Origin of the sequence: Frankia sp. AgB32 (genome assembly GCF_023243045.1) — a bacterium.
Classification (GTDB): domain Bacteria; phylum Actinomycetota; class Actinomycetes; order Frankiales; family Frankiaceae; genus Frankia.
Genome location: NZ_JALKFX010000237.1, coordinates 1 through 16,006, shown reverse-complemented (window position 1 = coordinate 16,006; position 16,006 = coordinate 1). Strand labels below are relative to the sequence as shown.

The following is a 16,006-nucleotide window of genomic DNA, read 5'->3' as shown; positions in this document are numbered from 1 at the left end:
TGACGGACGTGCCTGGGCTGGCACTCGCGGTGATGGTCGCCGACTGCGCCCCGGTGCTGTTCGAGGCGGCGGGCGCCCGGGGGGGGCGCCCCCCCCCCCCGGGGGGCCCGCCCCCCCCCGCCCGGGTTTCCCCGCGTCGACGGTCTGCCCAACCAAGTTGTTGATGATGTCGGCCTTGGTGCGGCCGGTGACCACGAGACTGTTCTCGCCGGCGAACGCGCGGAGCTGCGGCACGGTCATCCCGCCGAGCATCGCTGTCGCCTCGTCGCGGGAACCGGCACTGTTCAGCCGGGCCAGCATGTCGCCACCCGCGGGCTCGGTGCCCTTGCTCCCGCTGGGCGTCTTCGCGCGGCCGGCGAGCTTCCCCAACGGGACCTTCCCGGGCTTCGCGCTCCCGTAGTCCTTGTGCACACCGCAGTATGCGGAGCCGGGCTTGGCGTGGTTCTTGCAGCGGGCGCCCTTGACGGTCGTGGCGGCGCAGGTAGGGCGGTGAGCTGCCACGATCAGGCTCCAAGAGGGTCAGCGGCCGAGCCGCCAGCGCTTCGACAGCTTCGTCTTGCGGTGGGCTTTCGTCTTGCCGAGCCCCGGGAGCCGGACGTCTCCGACGCGGAGCTTCGCGAGTTCAGGCGGGAGCTTCACCGGCTCAGGCCCGGGGACCTCGCGTGCCTTCGGGATCACCTTGGGTGCGGTCCACTGCCCACCTGGCTTCGCCCGCGCCGCACGGGCCGCCTGGCTCATGGGCAGCTTCAACGCGACCGTGTCCGCCTCCCGCACCCGCGGGCGCGGCTCCGGCCGGCGCACAGCCTCACGGACCTGGGCGCGGCGCATGACCATCGTCGGCGCGGCGTCACGCAACTGCCGGCTGAGGTCCTGCCGGGACAGCCGCACCGTCGCAGCATCCCCACCACCGTCGACACGGGGGCGGGCGGTGAGGCTCGACGGGTCGTGGCCGGCCAGTCGGCGCGTACCAACCCCCGGATGCGAGCCGCGGCCCTTGTGCGAGTTCAGACCGCCCTTCCGCCGGCCCAGGTACACCAGGAAGCCCTCGGGGTTGCGGATCGCCGGGTCGGCCATGATCTTCGCGCGTAGCGGGTCGGCGCGTTCCGCGCGGGCACGTCCGGCGAGTTGGGCGATGCTTGCCCCGGAGGTGCCGCGGCGGGGGCCGAACGCGCCGGAGCCGTGGACGGTGCGCTTGTCCGTGGCCACGGGTGGGCTCCTCGGTCAGGCGGCGGGCTGGAGGGGCTGGCGGAGCGTCCCGTACCAGAGAGGCTCGGTCGACTTGATCAAATAGCGGACGGCGTCACAGTTGTGGACCAGCACACCGTTCGCGAAGAACTCAGGTGACCCGTCCACCGTCAGGTTCCACACGGGCTGACGCGTTCCGAGAGCGGAGACGTCCACGACATGAACGGGAGCAGGTCTTCCCTGCCTGATACTTGTTTGTCTCGAAGCTGGTCCCGCAGACGACGCACTCACGCCTGATGTTGTCCACGCCGGACGCGCGGCGCGCCGCCGACTTGCAAGCGTTGGAGCAAAACTTGTCGTGACCCGTGTCTCGCGACCAGTACGAGCTACCGCACTGCTCGCAGGCCCGTTCGGTTGCCTCACGGCCTTCCCAGACGTGCCGGCCGTTCTCTCGATGCCACTCAAGGCCCTCTGGCGAGCCGTGCCATTCGACAGAGAGGGGGCGGATACGCTCCAGGTGAGCGAGGGACTCGGGTGTCCGCTTCTGCGCAGAGATCTCGGGACCATGGTGCGCCCGATGCTCCTCGACCGTGAGACATTCGAGGTTCTCGGGATCGTTGTTGAGCGGGTCCCCGTCCCGATGGTGGATGTGGCAGCCGTCCGGGATCGGGCCGTTCGCAGCACGCCAGATGTCTTCGTGAAGGCGAGTCGCCTTGCCCTTTTGCCTATCGCCGATTCCCGCAACGAAGTAGTTGCGGTCAGATAGGCTGGGAGCGTCAGGGTACCGGCGGTATTTGATGCCGCTGTACACGACGACGTCAACGCGCTTGGACACATTACGATGCTATCCGAACGGGTGAGCGAATCGAGTCGTGTCCAGCCCTTATTTTCAACAAATACCGGATGGTTTCCCGTTCCGGTTAGTGACCGCCCATTGGATAGATCGACGCGCAGTACATCCGCGGAGGCGTCGGTCATTCCCGCATCCGTCACGGGCCGCCAGCCGTCGCGGGTCAGCACCCGCGTCCCGGGCGCGACGTACTCGATCGGGACATCACCCAGCTCGGTCGTGACCAGCGTGCCCGCCGCCAGGCAGGAGTGATCATCAGCCTTGATGGGCTGGTCAATGCCCTTGTCGGCAGCGTCGCTGTCCCACGCGTATCCCGGTACCTCGGAGATGAAGCCCCGGACCGAGCGATGCACCCTGATCCGGTCGTTGCCGAAGAGCGACGACACCATGCGGATGCCGTCCACGACCGAGTTGTCCGCGTTCATCACGCCGCTGACGCCGTCGCGGTAGAGCTGGGTTACGAACGACGCGGCTGAAGGGTCGACGCAGATGTACTCCGGGCGGACACCGCGCAGCCCGGTTCCAGGGATCGGGACGCCCGCGTGGAACTCCTGGAGGGCTGTCGAGTACTCGGCGTCGGTCTTCTGCCGGTGGGCCAGCTTCGACTCGTACCGGTACTCCGCCACGAGGTGAAGGCGCCGGTCGACGCCGATACCACCGACGATGCCGACGAACGGCGCGACGGTCCCGTAGTCGACGCCCGTGCCCACCCAGCGGGTGATCGTCGGGATGGTGTCCTCAACGAACCGGTCTTCGTCCCACATGTCGTAGCAGGCGCCCTCGGCGAGGCACCACTCCCCGAGGATGAACCGGCGATACCAGAGGCCAACGTACTCGGCCTTGAGGGCGTTCTTGTAGTCCTCTTCCAGGACAGGGTTGTCGTCCAGAACGAAATGCCATGTTGCAAGGTCAAGTTCCCCCTGGCGTAGGAGGAACTTCTTGCGGATGTAGTGCTGGGGCCCGTCGGGGTTCGTGGTGCCGAACAGCTTGGCGCCCGGGACCGAGAGGCGGGCGAGCGCCTGCGTGAAGAAGTCCTCGCCGAGTAGTGTGAGCTCGTCGGCATACATCCCTGCGATGGTGGCGCCGCGCAATTTGCCTTCGCTGCGCACATCATTGCCGGTGATGATCTCTATGCGGCGGCCCAGGATCTTCGCGGTCGGAGCGCCGCGGGTGTAGACGACGTGCCGAGCAGCCTCGCCGAAAATCGCCGGGTCCATGAGCGGCTCGAACACGTTACGGAAAACCGTGTCAAGGGTCTTACCGACAATGACGAGCAACCCTGACGGGGGAGGGTCCGCGATGAATATGAGCCAGCGGAGCAAGCTCGAAATCGTCTTCCCGCTTCGGACGCTCCCCTGCCAGATATTCAGCCGCCGGTTCGCCTCCGAGATGGACCGGATCTGCTTTGGTGAGAGAGGGAGCGCGCCGAGGTCCACCGCGCTCCCCCGCCACCCCGGCTACTCCGACCCGCGGGCAGCACCCGGCGCGCGGTTCTTCATGTACCAGTTGCTCTGATGGGCCTTGATGCAGATCCGGCACGAACGGCGGCCGTCGCGGTCGGATTACTCCGCTGGTGGGAGCTGCCCCGCGGCCACATCCAACGCCCGCGCGAGATCACCCAACATCGACCGGGCCGCTGTCGAGCCGTCGCCCTGGTCGAGCTGCTCCAGCTTCGCGGCGTTGCCGAGATACCCGGTGACCGCCGAGGACAGGTTCCGCTCGTCCTGCGCCGGCGGATGCTTGTCCTTCACAACGAACGAGCCCTCGGCGCCGACGACCCGATACTCGTAGACCTCGGCTTCGAGCCGGTCCAGGACGCTCTCCGCCCGCCCGTACAGCCGGTCGACGAGGGCCACGCGGCGCGCGGCGTTGTCGACCTTCGCGGCCTCGACGGCCTGGGCGGTCTGAGCCCGGTCGAACGACAACCCCTCTTCCTGGGCGATCTTCGTGATCGTCGACCAGGCACAGCCGATCTCCCGCGCGATGGCATTGCGCGACAGGCCCTGCTCATGTAGAACGTGCACGCGCTCGCGCACGACGGCCGTCACGACTAGTCGCGGCCGGCCGGGCTCCGGCTTCTTCGACTGTCCACCGCGAGGCACCGTGACCTCGCTCGCGGGTGTGAAGGGGGCGCCGCGTCAGGCACCTGGCCTGGGCGGGAGAAGGACGCTGAAGGGTGGTGCTCTGCTACCCGCCGGAACGGCTCGTGTCGTCCGCGGGGCGGGCGGGGATCGGGTCGCCCGGCTTCCAGGGCTTGCCATCCGGGCCGTAAACGGTGCCGTCGCCGGGGCCGCCGACAAACCGGTCGGCCCTGTCGTCGCCGGGGCGGGGTGAGGTCTCTGACATGGGCCGATTCTACTCGCGGGGGGTGACGAGGCGGGCTGTCGCGTGGCGGATGGGCCGGCCGTCGGTGTCGGCGCGGTCATCGTCGGAGGTGAACTCGATGTGGCTGTTCCGGGGGAACAGAACCTCGTTCTGTCCGGGGAACTGGGTGCCGATCGCTTCGATGGGAAGAACTTTCGATCCAGCGGGAATTTCGATTTCGACCATCATCCGGGTGGCTGTTGCCGGTCCGAAGCGGGTGAACTCCTCGGCGACGTTGATGTCGGTGGAGGTGGATCGGTAGCCGGCGTCTTCATGCTGGAACCCGGTGGCGTCGGGGGGTAGGAAGCGGTCGACGTGGCGGAGGCCGCGGTGCACAACGATCGGCCGGGTCGTTGGCGGGACGGCGTCGAATGCTGCGTCGAGGTCGTGCACGACGCGGGCGATGTCCGGGTTGTCAGCCAGGGTGCGAGCGCGGAGCGTCGGGTTGATCGGTGAGCGGGGGCCGCTGTACGCCCATACGGCCCGTCGTGATGCTTCGGGGATGCTGTCGGCGTCGGCGAGGCCGGCCAAGTAGCGGTCGGCGTCCTTGCCGCGCAGCGTTCCCGAGGGGAGCGGCTGTCGACCGGCAGGGTGGGTGCGGTTGTGTCGGGCGAGGTCGGCGAGTTTCTTCCGTGTCTTCTCGTGGACCGTGCAGATCGGTAGGCCGGGGGCTGCCGGGTTTTTGCAGCGTGTTCCGCGGAGGGTCAGGGCACCACAGGGCCGTAGAACGCGCATGGATGGCGCTCCAGGGAGTTAGTGGGCTTTGCTGGCCGGCTTCGTGACGGTCACGTCGCCCGGGCGGGTGATGAACCGGCCCGGCCGGACCTGCGACGACTTCTTGTCCTTGGTCTTCCCTGCGAGCTTGGAGAGCTTCACGACGCTCCCCGGGGGATGAGTTCGGCGTGGATGACCCGGCGGCCGTCGACTCGCTGCCCCGGACGAACGCGCCGATCCGCGCCTGCTGGGTGCTGGCACCGCCGGAGCCGAACTTTCCGTCGGACCGGCGGGGGTGCTTCGCCTCATCCCACCGGCCGCCGTGGGCATGGGACAGTCCCGCGAGGGTGGCCACAGGGCCTCCCCGCGGCAGCTGTTAGTGGATGGTGCCCGCAGGTGATGCGGGTGCGGGCGGTGCCGTCGGAAGGTCGCCGGTGAGGGTCATGCCCTGTAGGGCCAGCCAGCGGGAGACGGCGAGGTCGTCGTCGAGGTTCAGCCGTCGGGTGATACCCGGGACGGCGATGACGACGTCAACGCCTTCAGCGGCTTCGTCGGCGGCGAGGGTGAGAATGATGTTCGGCCAGCCGAGGGGGCCATTGTTCCAGACGAGACGCTGATTCTCCCGGCCGTAGATGGTGCCGGTTGCGGTCCACATACGTTCACAATACAGCCCACAGGCCGATAATGAAATTGTCGAGGTGGGGATCATCGCGGGTTACCGACTGGCTGGAGACGAAACTTTCGGAGCCCATGCTGGCGATTTCCCAATGCTGACCGGGTCCGCCGTTGCCGTAGACCTTGCCGGCGTACGGGTCGGTGAACTTGTCAGGGCGGCTGACCTCGTCAGCCCGGTATCCGCTGCCGGGGGTGATGTCGTCGAGGCGGCGGAGGGAGCCGGATTTGCTGGTCCAGCGGCGTTGTCCGCGGGTGACGGTGGTGTTCCGCTGGGCGTGGTAGGCCCATTGCGCGGCACGCAGACCGGGGACTGACGTTTCCATGAGGTGGGTGAGTTCATGGGTGGCGGTGGTGGTGTCGCCCTGGAGGACAGTGATACGGCGGAGGTCTCCGCCCTCGAATTTCCCTCGACTGTTGGACGGCAAACCGCGTTCTTCTTGTTCGTGGACGAGGACGACGTCGAGGGGGCGACCATCGGCGGCCCGGGTCAGCCAGGCGCTAGGGAAATTTCCTACGGCCTTGTCGATGGTGTTTTCGCCGTCGACGCTCACCTGCGGACCGTAGTCGATGGTGCCGCCCATCGGTCTGATTTCGGCGAGGATTTCGCGTTGCGCCCGGCCGCGGTATATCTGTGTGCGGCGTTGTTTGGCCTGGTGTTCGCGGAGCGCGATCAAAGCTACGTCTAGGGCATCTTGGTCGCCGGCGGCATCGGCCGCGTCGAGAGCTGCCTGAAGCGTTTTGGCGCGCTTCGGGTCGAAGTCCGGGTTGCCGGCGAGTTCAGCGGCGCGGGCGTCAATGCGCCGGTTGAGGACGGCACCGGCCTGCCGGATCGCGTCGACTTTCGCGATGGTGGTGGGTCCGGGGATCCCGTCGGAGTCGGCGTCGAAGGTTTCGGCGTCGAGGTGGGCGACGAGGCCGTCGGCAGATGTGCGCAGGTGGGCGACGGCGCTGGCGCGGATGTTCGGATTGTTGCGGTAGGTGTTGAGGATGTCGTCGCGACGGTGGCTTGTGACCGCGTCCAAGGGGGGTGCGTTCGGGTTGGTGGAGACGGGGCGGGCGCGGATCGCATCCCAGTCGCCGTGTTCGAGGAGGTCGGCGAGTTGGCGACGCATCCAGTAGGCGGACATCAGCGCGAGTTCTTCATCGTCAGTTTGTTTGCGCTGCCCGATCTTCGCGGGGTCACCGACGGCGGTTTGGGCGTGGGCGATGGCGGTTCGGGCGTCCGCCTTCGATGGCACTGCCGCTGCCCTTGGCCTGGCGGGTTTCGGGGTGGGTGTGGGTGCCGGGGGGATCTCGCCAGGCGTTCCGCCTTTGCCGCCGCGGAGGACATCGACGGGCCGGTCCGCGGGGGCGAGGATCCGGACGCCGTTGCCGACGTGGATCCGGACGGTGCCTGCCTTGCTGCCGGGCTCGACCTTCTCGACCTGGAAGCCCTGGAGCACGTCGCCGGGTTGGATGGCGTCGGCGCGGACCGTGTGTGGTGTGCCGGGGCGGGAGCTCTCGGGGCGGACTCCGGGGCGGCTGGTGAGCCGGCCGCGTTCGTCGCGGAAGCGCAGCGCGGCGAGCGTCGGTTTCTCGCCGCCGCCCTTCTTGCCGAGGTCACCGAGCTTCTTCCGGGCGCGCTCGTGAACGGCGCACAGGGTGCTACCGGGCTTGGGCCGGTTCTTGCAGCGGGTGCCTTTGAGGGTGATTGCCGCACAGTGGGGGCCGTGTGCGGACACAGGTCACCTCGGTCTGGGTGGGGCTGCCATCAGCCGGGCGAGCCGGTCAAGCTCCGCGCGGCGCTGTTCGACTTCGGTGGCGAGGTCGCGGTGTTCGCGGGCGAGTAGGTGGTCGAGGGTGTGCGTCCGGATGCGGCTGTTGTGTGCGCGGGTGCGGGCGTGGGCGCCGGCACGGTGGGCCTGGCGGGCCGTTTTGCGGGCGCGGGCGGCGGCGTGGGCGGCCTGTTCGCGTTGGTGGCGCTGGTCTGCGGCCCGGTCGGTCGGGCCGCTCATGCTGCCTGGGCGCGGGGGATGCGGTCGGCCAGGACGTGCAGGTCCTCCCAGCGCCAGAGGAGCGCCCGCTGGCCGGTGGTGAGCTGGGCGGCCGGGTGGATGCCGCGGCGGGCGAGGAGCGTCCTCGTCGTCGAGTGTTTCGACGCCTTCGGCTGGCGGTGGCCAAGCCAGTGGGCGATGTCCGACAACGTCAGAAAGCCCGGTGGCCGCATGGGACCTCCGGGCTGTTTTGGGCAGACCTGTGGAGCTGCTTCATGGTAGCGCATCCGAGCATCCGCAGGTCAAATGGGTGCCCGGATGCAGCGCATGGTTGGCCCCCGCGCAACGTGTTGCCGCCGTGGTCCTACGATGGCCGAACGTCATCATCCGGGGGGATCGCTATGCGTCGCAGTCTGTTCGTCGTTCCCATGCTCGCCGCCACCGTCCTATGCGGCTGTGCGAGCACATCAAGTGGCAGCTCGGGATCGGCTGGTAGCTCGGCCTCGCCCACAGCCGGCCCGTCGGCCGCGGTGAAACTTGCCAACCTCGACGGGATCGGCCACCCGTCCGCGGCGCAGATCGCCGAATACCAGCAGGCCCTCACCACCTTGACCAACGGTTGCGGTGGGACTGACGACGAGAACGCAGCCCTGGTGTATGCGACCCGGGAACTGGAAGCGAAGGACGGCGTTCACGACTCCGAGTTGACGATCGCGCAGGCGGTTGCCCAGAGCGCGGCCACGGGTGCGGTGAAGGGCTGCAAGGGCTTGTTCGCCGCGTACGCGACGTTGCGCGACCCGAACTGAGCCGTCGACCGTACAGATCATCGGGGGAGTTTCTGTTGCGCCGCAGCCTGTTCGCCATGCCCATCATCACTGCCGCCGTCGCGCTGGCGGCCTGCCAGCCGGCGCCGGTCATCCAGCCGACGCCCACACCCACCGCCTCCACCACCCCGCAGACCCAGCCCGCTGGGCCGGCCCCGACCAGCGCCGCCCCCAAGCCGGTGCAGCCGCGCGCGGTCGGACCCACACCCACGCAGGTGCCGACGCCCACCCCGCCGACGTCCACACGGCCGGTGTCCGCTCCGCCGTCCGCACCCGCGCCTACGCCCACCGCAACGCCGGCAGCTGTGGCCGCGGCCAGCGCGACGGCCACCGTTGCGCCGCCGCCGCCGCCGCCGCGGCCGTCGTCCACGTTCACCGGCTATCCCTGCTCCCCCGGAGAGTCCCACCGGTCCGGGGACACGACCTACACCTGCCGGTCCAACGGGGAGGGGTGGATCGACAGCGCCCACCCGTACGGGACCCCTGGCCCGACACCCACCCCGGGCAACGAGCGGTAGGACGGTCGCGCAGCGGTGAGCGGCGGTGCAGGTCCGGGTCGTCGAGCAGGCCGTGGAGCCGTACCGCCGCGTCGGCGATGAGCAGCCGTGCGCGGTCCAGGGGGACATCGCCGCGACGCATGGCCAGCACCTGTTCGCGGGCCTCCGGCTCCATGGGCAGGGCGAGACGGCCAGTGGTCAGGAGCTCGATGCCCTGGAGGCCAAGACGGAAGGCATGTGATCCATATTTGACGTCCCATCCATGCCGGGCGACCAGTTCCGGGCGGTTGGGCACACGGTTCTGTTTGCCCTTACCGTCCATCCGCTCGAGCTGGGAATGCAGGTAGCCGAGGAACCGGCGGCCGGCCTGCTGGGAGACGACGGCGGGGGCGAGCGCGCGCAACCGGTCGCCCTCCTCGGTCCGGACTACGAGGGCGTCATCCGGTGTGTAGAACAGGGCGATGATCGTCGGGTTGCCGCTGGTCGCGAGGGCCAGGAACCGACGCACGGTAAAGATCGTCAGGTCGATGTCGCCCGGCCCCGAGCGGGCTCCCTCGGGCTGTGTGCGCCACACGTGGGTGCCGCTACGGGGTGGCTCGACCACACCGAACAGATGCTCCGGCGGCGGGATGTAGACGCCGAGCTGGTCGATGTCGTCCTGACCCACCAGGTTCGTGCCGTGGACGGTGCTGCCGACCACCGAGCGGAGGATCTCCCCGGCGCGGGCCGCGTCGCTCGGGCCGTAGTCGACGTTCGGGCGCAGGTCAGTCTCGGTCATCGGCCCTCCTCGGGCGGTTGGTCTGGCGGGTGAGCCGGCGCAGGAAACGGGCGGTCGACGGCGAGGAGCCGCTTGCCGGTGTACCCACCCCGGGGATCCCGGGTGTTGGACGAGCGGCCCGACCTGTTCGTCACGACGCTTCGCTCTGCGGGCATTCCGAGTTGGAGCAGACCAGCTCCCGGCGCGCGCCTTCAGGGGCGCGGGTCGTCACGACGCCGCAGGTTGTCACGACGTGGCGGGGCATCTCGCAGAGGCCGCAGTACCCCCACTGCTGAACGTTCTCCCAGTCCCGCTCCGACCATTCGTTCGTCGGCCGGTAGCCGGCCGGGCGGTCGAGCAGTAGGACGCAGGTCGCCCCCTCTGGGTGCTGGGGGTGCCGGGCCTCGGTGCAGTCGTGGCAGCACAGCTCGGAGGGAGGTTCGCAGTGCTGGTTGTGCAGGTCGCAGCAAGCCGCGCGGGTCCGGATCCGGTCCCCGGTCGTGTTCAGCCTGCCGTGGAAGCCGGGGCTGGCGGCCGGATCCCCGTACCAGTCCTCCTCTGCGACCGCCCGCACGAGCGGGTTGTCGCTGTCGAGACCGGGGAACGGGGGCATCCCGGGGCCGGCTGCGGGCTGTTCGGCCGGCGGCGGCGTCCGGTCGGCGCTCATGCCGCTGACGCTCCCTCGGGGTCGACGCCAAGCATCCGGGCGACGTCCGTCAGCGTCGGGCAGGGATAGGTAACACGCCGGCTACCCCAGTCCTGACCCTCTCGCCACTGTTCGGGAGTGCGGCACACCGCGCAGACCTCTCGGCGCTGGAACACGGCCAGGGCCATGTCTACCTGGGCAGTGTGCGCGTCGACGATTCGCCGGGCGTTTCTGGTGAGGGTGTGGACCGCCGCCGGATCCCAGGTGTCGATGTGCTCGGTGTACGCAGACGTAAAGTTCCTGATCATGCCCGAGTCGGCCACGTCTTCTTCTTCGGCCGCCCGTGCGAGTGCTTCGAGGTGGTCGATGCGGGCCAGGACCCGGGTGCTCAGGTCTTCGCTCATGACTGTGGCCCCGGGCTGGTAGGCAGCTCGTCCTCGGTCCACTCGCCGAGGTTGGCATCTTCGTGGGTGTCGGCCGGCTGGTGGCCGAGGAGGAGATGGCACTCGGCGTCGCACGCCTCGTCGTCTGGCCAGAACACCGCGGTGGCGCCGCAGGGGCCAAGGGCCCCGCGGGTTTCAGTGATGGCGGCGCGGAGCTTGTCGAGCTCGTCGGAGAGTTCGATCGGCCGCGAGGGTAGCCATCCCCCGAACCGGGTTTCGCTCTCCTGAGCCTCGACTCCAGCGAGGGTGTCGGCAGTAGCAATGAGCCGGTGGAGCTGCTGCTCGGCGGCCAGGAGCCGGCCGTACTCGCCGTAGGCGGGGCCGACACGGTGATTGCCCTCGTTGTCGTAGTGACCCGTGGAGCCGTCGCGGCAGCGGTCGCACCACCTCATCGTGATACCTCCTTGTCGCGGACGACCGCGCTGGGATCGTTCACCACACCCTCCGGCCGGTACACGTCCGCCGTCAGGTGCGAGAACACTCGGAGCACCTTCTCGGCGCCGCTGTCCACGGCGCCGAACACCTTGCACCCGGCGGGCACCACGGCGTTGAACGCGCGGAGCACGTCCGAGAACTCGGGCCCGTCGGGCAGCTGGACGACGATGACCCGGCTCGCCCGGGTCTCCTGAGCGGCGTCGGGGTCAGCCGGCATCGGGCATCGTCTTCCCGCCGCCGCTCGGTGCGGAGGCTAGGCGGGGGTTATTCGCGTTCACCGGCTGCTCCCCATCGCCGCGTCGAATGTGCCGCCGAGCGCGTGCCGCAGATTCCCGCCCTCCGGCAGGGCAGCCGCGGCCCGGCAGCCGACGATCCGCGCCGCCCAATGCCCGGCCAGCGACACATCATCCTGGTGGTTGCCGAACCGGTTGCCGATCTCCCCGAAGATGATCGCCTGGCCGGTGGGGGTAACCTCGCGGACGACCAAGTCCCACACGTTCGACGTGAGCTGGACCGCCTGCCGGGCCGCGTCGGGATCATTGAGGTTCCCTGCGAGCATGCGGATCTGCCCGGCCGCGGAGTGCATCTTGGGGGGAAGTGCCGCCGCTGCGGCGAGCATGAGACGTCTCGCTTCGTCCGAGGTCAACGCAACTCCTTGATCTGGCGGGTGTGGTCGGCGGCGCGGTGCACGGCCATCCACGAGGCCACCACACCCGCATCCTCATGATCCTCGGTGTGGCCGCAGGCCGGGCAGATGTCCCGGACTACCTCCACCGGGACAGCGGCCAGCACGCGACGCGCCTGGACCCAGCGGACCAGTAGGGCGATGCCGGCGGCGAGGAGCATCACCGGCGCTCCCTCGGTGGCCCGTAGGGGGATTGCCAGCGGGGCCGGTCGTCCCGGTAGGGAGACGGGCGGCCGGTGTCCCGGAGCGCGGCGACGATGGCTTCGGCCTGCCGGCCCAGCTCGATCAGTGCCGCCGCAACCGCCTCGACAATCGGCCGCAGCGTCTCGGCGACCGCGGCCAAGGCCCGGTTCAGCTCCTCCGGGTCGAGGCGGCGCAGGACGGCCGCAGGGTCCGGGTCGACGGGGCGGCAGCAGGTACACGAGCCGGACGCGAGATCCTCGCAACAGCCGGTCATGCGGGCCGTGCGGGGGCGAGCAGGGGCAGCGAGGCGTGGTCCCAGCGGTAGGCGTGGCGGACGGATCGGGCCGAGCGGCGGCAGTGGATGACCCCGGTCTCGTCTCGGCAGTCGGGCCAGCGGGCGTCGTCGTGGCAGGCCGTCGACTCCCAGCCGCTGTTGCCGCACCAGACGTCTCCGAGGGTGGCGTTCCGGTCGAACATGATCCGCTGTTTGTGGCAGTGCAGACAGCGGGGCGCGTCCCTTCCCTGGAGGGTGCCGGGGGCGGTTTCCAGGCCGAGGACCAGCAGAGCCACCCGATGGGCGGACTGGACGTCGTGCAGCACCTCGCCCGCGAACTCCCCGGCGCGTTGCTGCACGGCCAGCGTCGGGAGCAGCTCCGCGGCCTGCACCCGGCTCATCTGCCGGGCGCCCGGCGCGAGGTAGTAGGCCCACCAGTCGACCACCGCCTCGATCTCGTCGCGGGCCAGCATCGGCCCGTCGTGGCCGGGCGGGCGCGGGCCAGGCGGACGCCGGCCGCCGCTGTTCTCGTCCCGGCCGCCGGCGGGTGCGAGCTGGAACAGGTAGGAGCGCGTCAGCCTTTCGAGGAGCGGCAGTACGCCAGGTGCGTCCGCGGCCGAGAACCCGCGGTAGAGCTCGCCGAGGAGATGATCCAGCTCCAACGTTGCGCTGGCAGGCGGCTGCATGGCCGGATCGTATATCTCACGATTCACGACATGGCAGATCTGCTAGCCTGCGGGTGTCCGCGGCGGCGCCGGGACGGCCGTCGGGGTCACAGCCGTACCAGCCGCCCGCACCCATCTCTTCCCGAGGTCCTGGGGTGAGGGCGCCCAACCTGGCGCGCCGCGGACACTCGTGCGGCCCCGGTGCGCTGTCCCCCCGTCAGCACCCCGGGGCCGTTCACGTTTCCCGGTCAGTGCAGGCCGAGGAGGTCGGCGCCGGCGTCGGTCACGCTGACCGGCCGGGCACCCGACGTGTCGGCTGCGCCGGCGACGATCAGGCCGGCGGCGGCCATGCCGTCGAGTTGGCCGCGGTACCGGTCGACGTCGGCCTGACCGGCGAGGCCATAGGAGCCGTCCTGGTGGACGGTCATCCCACCGGCGGCGATGCGGGCGAGGAGCGTCTGCTGGCTGGTGCGCACGGCCGGGAGGATGGCGACGCTGGTCATTTCGTTTCCCTTCTGTCGGCCGGCCCTTCCGGCGTGACACCACATTAGATGGATCGTACGGTCATGTCAAATCAATGGCTATTTAGGTCGTGCGCTGCGCTCCGCTCGCTCCCGATCCCAGCGGTCGAGCGTGCTGCTCCGCCACAGCCCGCCTCGCATCCCCTCGCCGTCTTCAGGTCCTGGCCGCACCCCCCGGGATACCTGTTGTTCCACAGTCGTTGTTTTCACGCGGTACCGCGCGGCGACCTCGGTGAGAGTGAGCCACTGGTCGCCCTCGCCGTGAGGGTGCGGCGCGGCGGCCAGGGCCGTCCGCTGGTCCTCACGCGCGATGTCCTCCGCGGTGCGTGCGCGTGCCTGCTCGGCGCCTTGCGGCACCGCGGTGACGACCTCGCCGACAGTGATGCCGTACCGCCCGGCCAGGCCGCGGGCCCATGTCCGCGCGGCCTCGTCGTCCGCGAAGCCGCCACCGGCCGCGATCTGCCGGCCGGTGGCGGTCGTGATGATGATGCGAAGCCTTCCCATGCCGGCCATCCTGCCGGAGCGCCAGGCAGCCCGTGGGAGGGCGTCCCCCACGGGCCTGCGCCGGCTCACTCGGCGATGCGGAGGATCGGAAGCTCCCACCGGCCGATCTGCGGGGCGGCCTCGCCGTCGTCGAAGGCGACCATCACCTCGACCTCGCCGGAGGCGGACTCCGAGCGGTGGCGGAGCCGGCGGCCGGTCACCACGCCCTCCGGGTCGCCGTCGATCGGGCTGAGAACGACGTCGCCGCGGCGGAGGTACGCCGCCGGGATGGTCGTATCGACGAAGGCCCAGAGGCTGCCGAACTCGGCGATCTCGGTGATGATCCGCTCGTCGGTGAGGCCGCGGATCGTGCGATCCCAGGTGGCGCGGTCGTAGGTGTATTCGCCGACGATCGCGGCGGCCTCGTACATGGCGTTGAGCAGGTTTACCAGGTAGCTGTGCAGTCGCATGAGATCCCCCTCGTGTTGCCGGTCGTTCCGGCGTGGTCAAACCGTATCCATGTTCGTACGGTCACGTCAAAACACGAGATGTGCAACGCGCATTGTGTATCCCATGTTTTGACGTGACCGTATGATCTAACCTAATGTGGTGCCACGCCGGAAGGGCCGGCCGACAAGGGGGAATCCGAAATGACCGCCACCGAGACCGCCACCCGCTGCCGCCGCTGCAATCGGAAGCTCACCGGTGCGAAGAGCATCGCCAGCGGCTACGGCCCCACCTGCGCGAAGAGGATGACCGCGGACACGGCGGACTTCACCCCCGAGCAGGTCGCGAAGGCGTTGCAGGTCATCGCGGACGGTGGCGTGGCCCGGATCCCCTCGAAGCACTTCCACGGCCTGCACATGGTCCGCGGCACCTACCGCGAGTACCACGCCTCGACGACGGACTGCGGCTGCGCGGCCGGGCAGGAGGGGCGCCTCTGCTACCACGTGGCGGCCGTCCGCCTCGCCGCAGCCTGACCGTCCCGCGCCCGGCCGGTGGAGAACCGGCCGGGCCCGTCCCCACATCAACCCCCCGAAGGAGAATTCCGTGAACCCCACCGACCTCGCCGTGCTCCAGAAGATTCACCAGATCGCCACCACGGCCACCCGGCTCCCGACGCTCGCCGACATCGAGTCGGCTCTGCCGTCCGACGAGATCGCCGCCATGGACCGGCTGAAGAGCGACGGATACCTCGCGTACAAGTCGACGCCGTCCACGGTGACCCGAGTCGTTGTGACCCGCGAGGGCCGGGCGCTGGTTGACCAGCAGCGGCGGGCCGCTGCAATCCGCGAGCTGGATGACCGGACGCTCGCCGCCGCCGACCTCCTCGCCGCCGACGACGACAGCGAGCGGGCAGAGGCCCTGCGGGAGCTCGCGGGCAGCATCCGCGATCACCGCGACATGGCCGCGCGCCGCCGGTCCCGCGAGATCGCCGCCGTGCAGATCGCCGGCCGGCGGGTCGGAGCCTACGAGCCCGACGGAGTGCGTCGCAACGCCGACCACTCGCATTCGCTCAGCCAGATCGTCGGCCACGTGGTCCGGGAGACCGTGCGCGGCGGAGTGCCGCTTTGGGCGATGGCGGTGGACGTGGCCGCGTTCGAGGGGGCCGACCAGTTCGGCGCCGCTGTGGAGCTGGCGGAAACGTTCTGCGTGGACAGCGGTTACGCGCTGGTCGACCGGTTGTACGCCTGCGGCTGCCGTAGCTGATCCGCTCGCCGCCCGCCCGGGGGGGGCCCCCCCCCCGGGCCCCCCCGCGGCTGCTGCACGCTGGAGGACGCCCGCGACGCTCGCCGCGCCGCCGATGTGCTCGGCATCCCGTTCTACGTGTG

General features: G+C 69.8%; 26 protein-coding genes. 3 read left to right on the top strand and 23 right to left on the bottom strand.

What is annotated here, in order from left to right; genetic code table 11:
- From MXD60_RS26740 to MXD60_RS26695, 11 genes are all read right to left on the bottom strand, one after another.
- Positions 1-501: hypothetical protein (locus MXD60_RS26740; RefSeq protein ID WP_248822464.1), on the bottom strand; the 501-nt coding region annotated here is incomplete at its 3' end.
- An 18-nt stretch (positions 502-519) separates the two neighbouring features.
- Positions 520-1,206, bottom strand: coding sequence for a hypothetical protein (locus tag MXD60_RS26735; protein WP_248822463.1), 687 nt, complete (start codon positions 1,204-1,206; stop codon positions 520-522).
- Positions 1,207-1,221: 15 nt separating this feature from the next.
- A complete protein-coding gene (locus MXD60_RS29580) occupies positions 1,222-3,471 on the bottom strand; it encodes an intein-containing protein (RefSeq protein WP_248822462.1) in 2,250 nt (749 codons plus the stop codon).
- 126 nt (positions 3,472-3,597) lie between these two features.
- The gene (locus MXD60_RS26725; protein WP_248822461.1) at positions 3,598-4,083 is read right to left on the bottom strand and encodes a hypothetical protein; all 486 of its coding nucleotides are present in this window, start codon (positions 4,081-4,083) and stop codon (positions 3,598-3,600) included.
- 139 nt (positions 4,084-4,222) lie between these two features.
- Positions 4,223-4,381, bottom strand: a complete 159-nt coding sequence (locus tag MXD60_RS26720; protein WP_248822460.1) for a hypothetical protein — start codon at positions 4,379-4,381, stop codon at positions 4,223-4,225.
- 9 nt (positions 4,382-4,390) lie between these two features.
- On the bottom strand, positions 4,391-5,134 hold the full coding sequence (locus MXD60_RS26715; RefSeq protein WP_248822459.1) for an ADP-ribosyltransferase: 744 nt from the start codon (positions 5,132-5,134) through the stop codon (positions 4,391-4,393).
- Between the two features lie 18 nt (positions 5,135-5,152).
- Positions 5,153-5,275, bottom strand: a complete 123-nt coding sequence (locus MXD60_RS29105) for a hypothetical protein (RefSeq protein WP_283099043.1) — start codon at positions 5,273-5,275, stop codon at positions 5,153-5,155.
- A gap of 214 nt (positions 5,276-5,489) precedes the next feature.
- Positions 5,490-5,768, bottom strand: coding sequence for a hypothetical protein (locus MXD60_RS26710; protein ID WP_248822458.1), 279 nt, complete (start codon positions 5,766-5,768; stop codon positions 5,490-5,492).
- Positions 5,769-5,772: 4 nt separating this feature from the next.
- Complete coding sequence (locus tag MXD60_RS26705; RefSeq protein ID WP_248822457.1) at positions 5,773-7,509, bottom strand: hypothetical protein; 1,737 nt, start codon at positions 7,507-7,509, stop codon at positions 5,773-5,775.
- 3 nt (positions 7,510-7,512) lie between these two features.
- Positions 7,513-7,782 carry a hypothetical protein gene (locus tag MXD60_RS26700; RefSeq protein ID WP_248822456.1) on the bottom strand — a complete coding sequence of 90 codons (270 nt, stop codon included), beginning with the start codon at positions 7,780-7,782 and terminating at the stop codon, positions 7,513-7,515.
- Positions 7,779-7,994 carry a hypothetical protein gene (locus MXD60_RS26695; protein ID WP_248822455.1) on the bottom strand — a complete coding sequence of 72 codons (216 nt, stop codon included), beginning with the start codon at positions 7,992-7,994 and terminating at the stop codon, positions 7,779-7,781. Before MXD60_RS26695 ends, MXD60_RS26700 begins: the two co-directional genes overlap by 4 nt.
- A 297-nt stretch (positions 7,995-8,291) precedes the next feature.
- On the opposite strand from MXD60_RS26695, the gene MXD60_RS26690 reads away from it, so the two are divergent.
- Positions 8,292-8,567, top strand: a complete 276-nt coding sequence (locus MXD60_RS26690; RefSeq protein WP_248822454.1) for a hypothetical protein — start codon at positions 8,292-8,294, stop codon at positions 8,565-8,567.
- Between the two features lie 390 nt (positions 8,568-8,957).
- On the opposite strand, the gene MXD60_RS26685 is transcribed toward MXD60_RS26690, so the two are convergent.
- The 12 genes from MXD60_RS26685 to MXD60_RS26630 form a co-directional block, all read right to left on the bottom strand.
- Positions 8,958-9,860 carry a DNA polymerase beta superfamily protein gene (locus tag MXD60_RS26685; RefSeq protein WP_248822453.1) on the bottom strand — a complete coding sequence of 301 codons (903 nt, stop codon included), beginning with the start codon at positions 9,858-9,860 and terminating at the stop codon, positions 8,958-8,960.
- A gap of 130 nt (positions 9,861-9,990) precedes the next feature.
- On the bottom strand, positions 9,991-10,506 hold the full coding sequence (locus tag MXD60_RS26680) for a hypothetical protein (protein ID WP_248822452.1): 516 nt from the start codon (positions 10,504-10,506) through the stop codon (positions 9,991-9,993).
- Positions 10,503-10,889: a hypothetical protein gene (locus tag MXD60_RS26675; protein ID WP_248822451.1), complete on the bottom strand. Its 387-nt coding sequence runs from the start codon at positions 10,887-10,889 to the stop codon at positions 10,503-10,505. Before MXD60_RS26675 ends, MXD60_RS26680 begins: the two co-directional genes overlap by 4 nt.
- Positions 10,886-11,320: a hypothetical protein gene (locus MXD60_RS26670; RefSeq protein ID WP_248822450.1), complete on the bottom strand. Its 435-nt coding sequence runs from the start codon at positions 11,318-11,320 to the stop codon at positions 10,886-10,888. The genes MXD60_RS26675 and MXD60_RS26670 overlap by 4 nt, the downstream gene beginning before the upstream one ends.
- Positions 11,317-11,580: a hypothetical protein gene (locus tag MXD60_RS26665; protein ID WP_248822449.1), complete on the bottom strand. Its 264-nt coding sequence runs from the start codon at positions 11,578-11,580 to the stop codon at positions 11,317-11,319. Before MXD60_RS26665 ends, MXD60_RS26670 begins: the two co-directional genes overlap by 4 nt.
- Before the next feature lie 57 nt (positions 11,581-11,637).
- Positions 11,638-12,009 (bottom strand): hypothetical protein, encoded by a 372-nt coding sequence (locus MXD60_RS26660; RefSeq protein WP_248822448.1) that lies wholly within the window; start codon positions 12,007-12,009, stop codon positions 11,638-11,640.
- Positions 12,006-12,212, bottom strand: a complete 207-nt coding sequence (locus MXD60_RS26655) for a hypothetical protein (protein ID WP_248822447.1) — start codon at positions 12,210-12,212, stop codon at positions 12,006-12,008. The genes MXD60_RS26660 and MXD60_RS26655 overlap by 4 nt, the downstream gene beginning before the upstream one ends.
- A complete protein-coding gene (locus tag MXD60_RS26650; RefSeq protein ID WP_248822446.1) occupies positions 12,209-12,505 on the bottom strand; it encodes a hypothetical protein in 297 nt (98 codons plus the stop codon). The genes MXD60_RS26655 and MXD60_RS26650 overlap by 4 nt, the downstream gene beginning before the upstream one ends.
- Complete coding sequence (locus tag MXD60_RS26645) at positions 12,502-13,191, bottom strand: hypothetical protein (protein WP_248822445.1); 690 nt, start codon at positions 13,189-13,191, stop codon at positions 12,502-12,504. The genes MXD60_RS26650 and MXD60_RS26645 overlap by 4 nt, the downstream gene beginning before the upstream one ends.
- A 227-nt stretch (positions 13,192-13,418) precedes the next feature.
- Complete coding sequence (locus MXD60_RS26640) at positions 13,419-13,673, bottom strand: hypothetical protein (protein ID WP_248822444.1); 255 nt, start codon at positions 13,671-13,673, stop codon at positions 13,419-13,421.
- A 78-nt stretch (positions 13,674-13,751) separates the two neighbouring features.
- Positions 13,752-14,195 (bottom strand): hypothetical protein, encoded by a 444-nt coding sequence (locus MXD60_RS26635; RefSeq protein WP_248822443.1) that lies wholly within the window; start codon positions 14,193-14,195, stop codon positions 13,752-13,754.
- A 65-nt stretch (positions 14,196-14,260) separates the two neighbouring features.
- On the bottom strand, positions 14,261-14,644 hold the full coding sequence (locus MXD60_RS26630; protein ID WP_248822442.1) for a hypothetical protein: 384 nt from the start codon (positions 14,642-14,644) through the stop codon (positions 14,261-14,263).
- Positions 14,645-14,824: 180 nt separating this feature from the next.
- On the opposite strand from MXD60_RS26630, the gene MXD60_RS26625 reads away from it, so the two are divergent.
- Positions 14,825-15,154, top strand: a complete 330-nt coding sequence (locus MXD60_RS26625; RefSeq protein ID WP_248822441.1) for a DUF6011 domain-containing protein — start codon at positions 14,825-14,827, stop codon at positions 15,152-15,154.
- A 70-nt stretch (positions 15,155-15,224) separates the two neighbouring features.
- On the top strand, positions 15,225-15,884 hold the full coding sequence (locus tag MXD60_RS26620) for a hypothetical protein (RefSeq protein ID WP_248822440.1): 660 nt from the start codon (positions 15,225-15,227) through the stop codon (positions 15,882-15,884).
- Positions 15,885-16,006 lie beyond the last annotated feature (122 nt).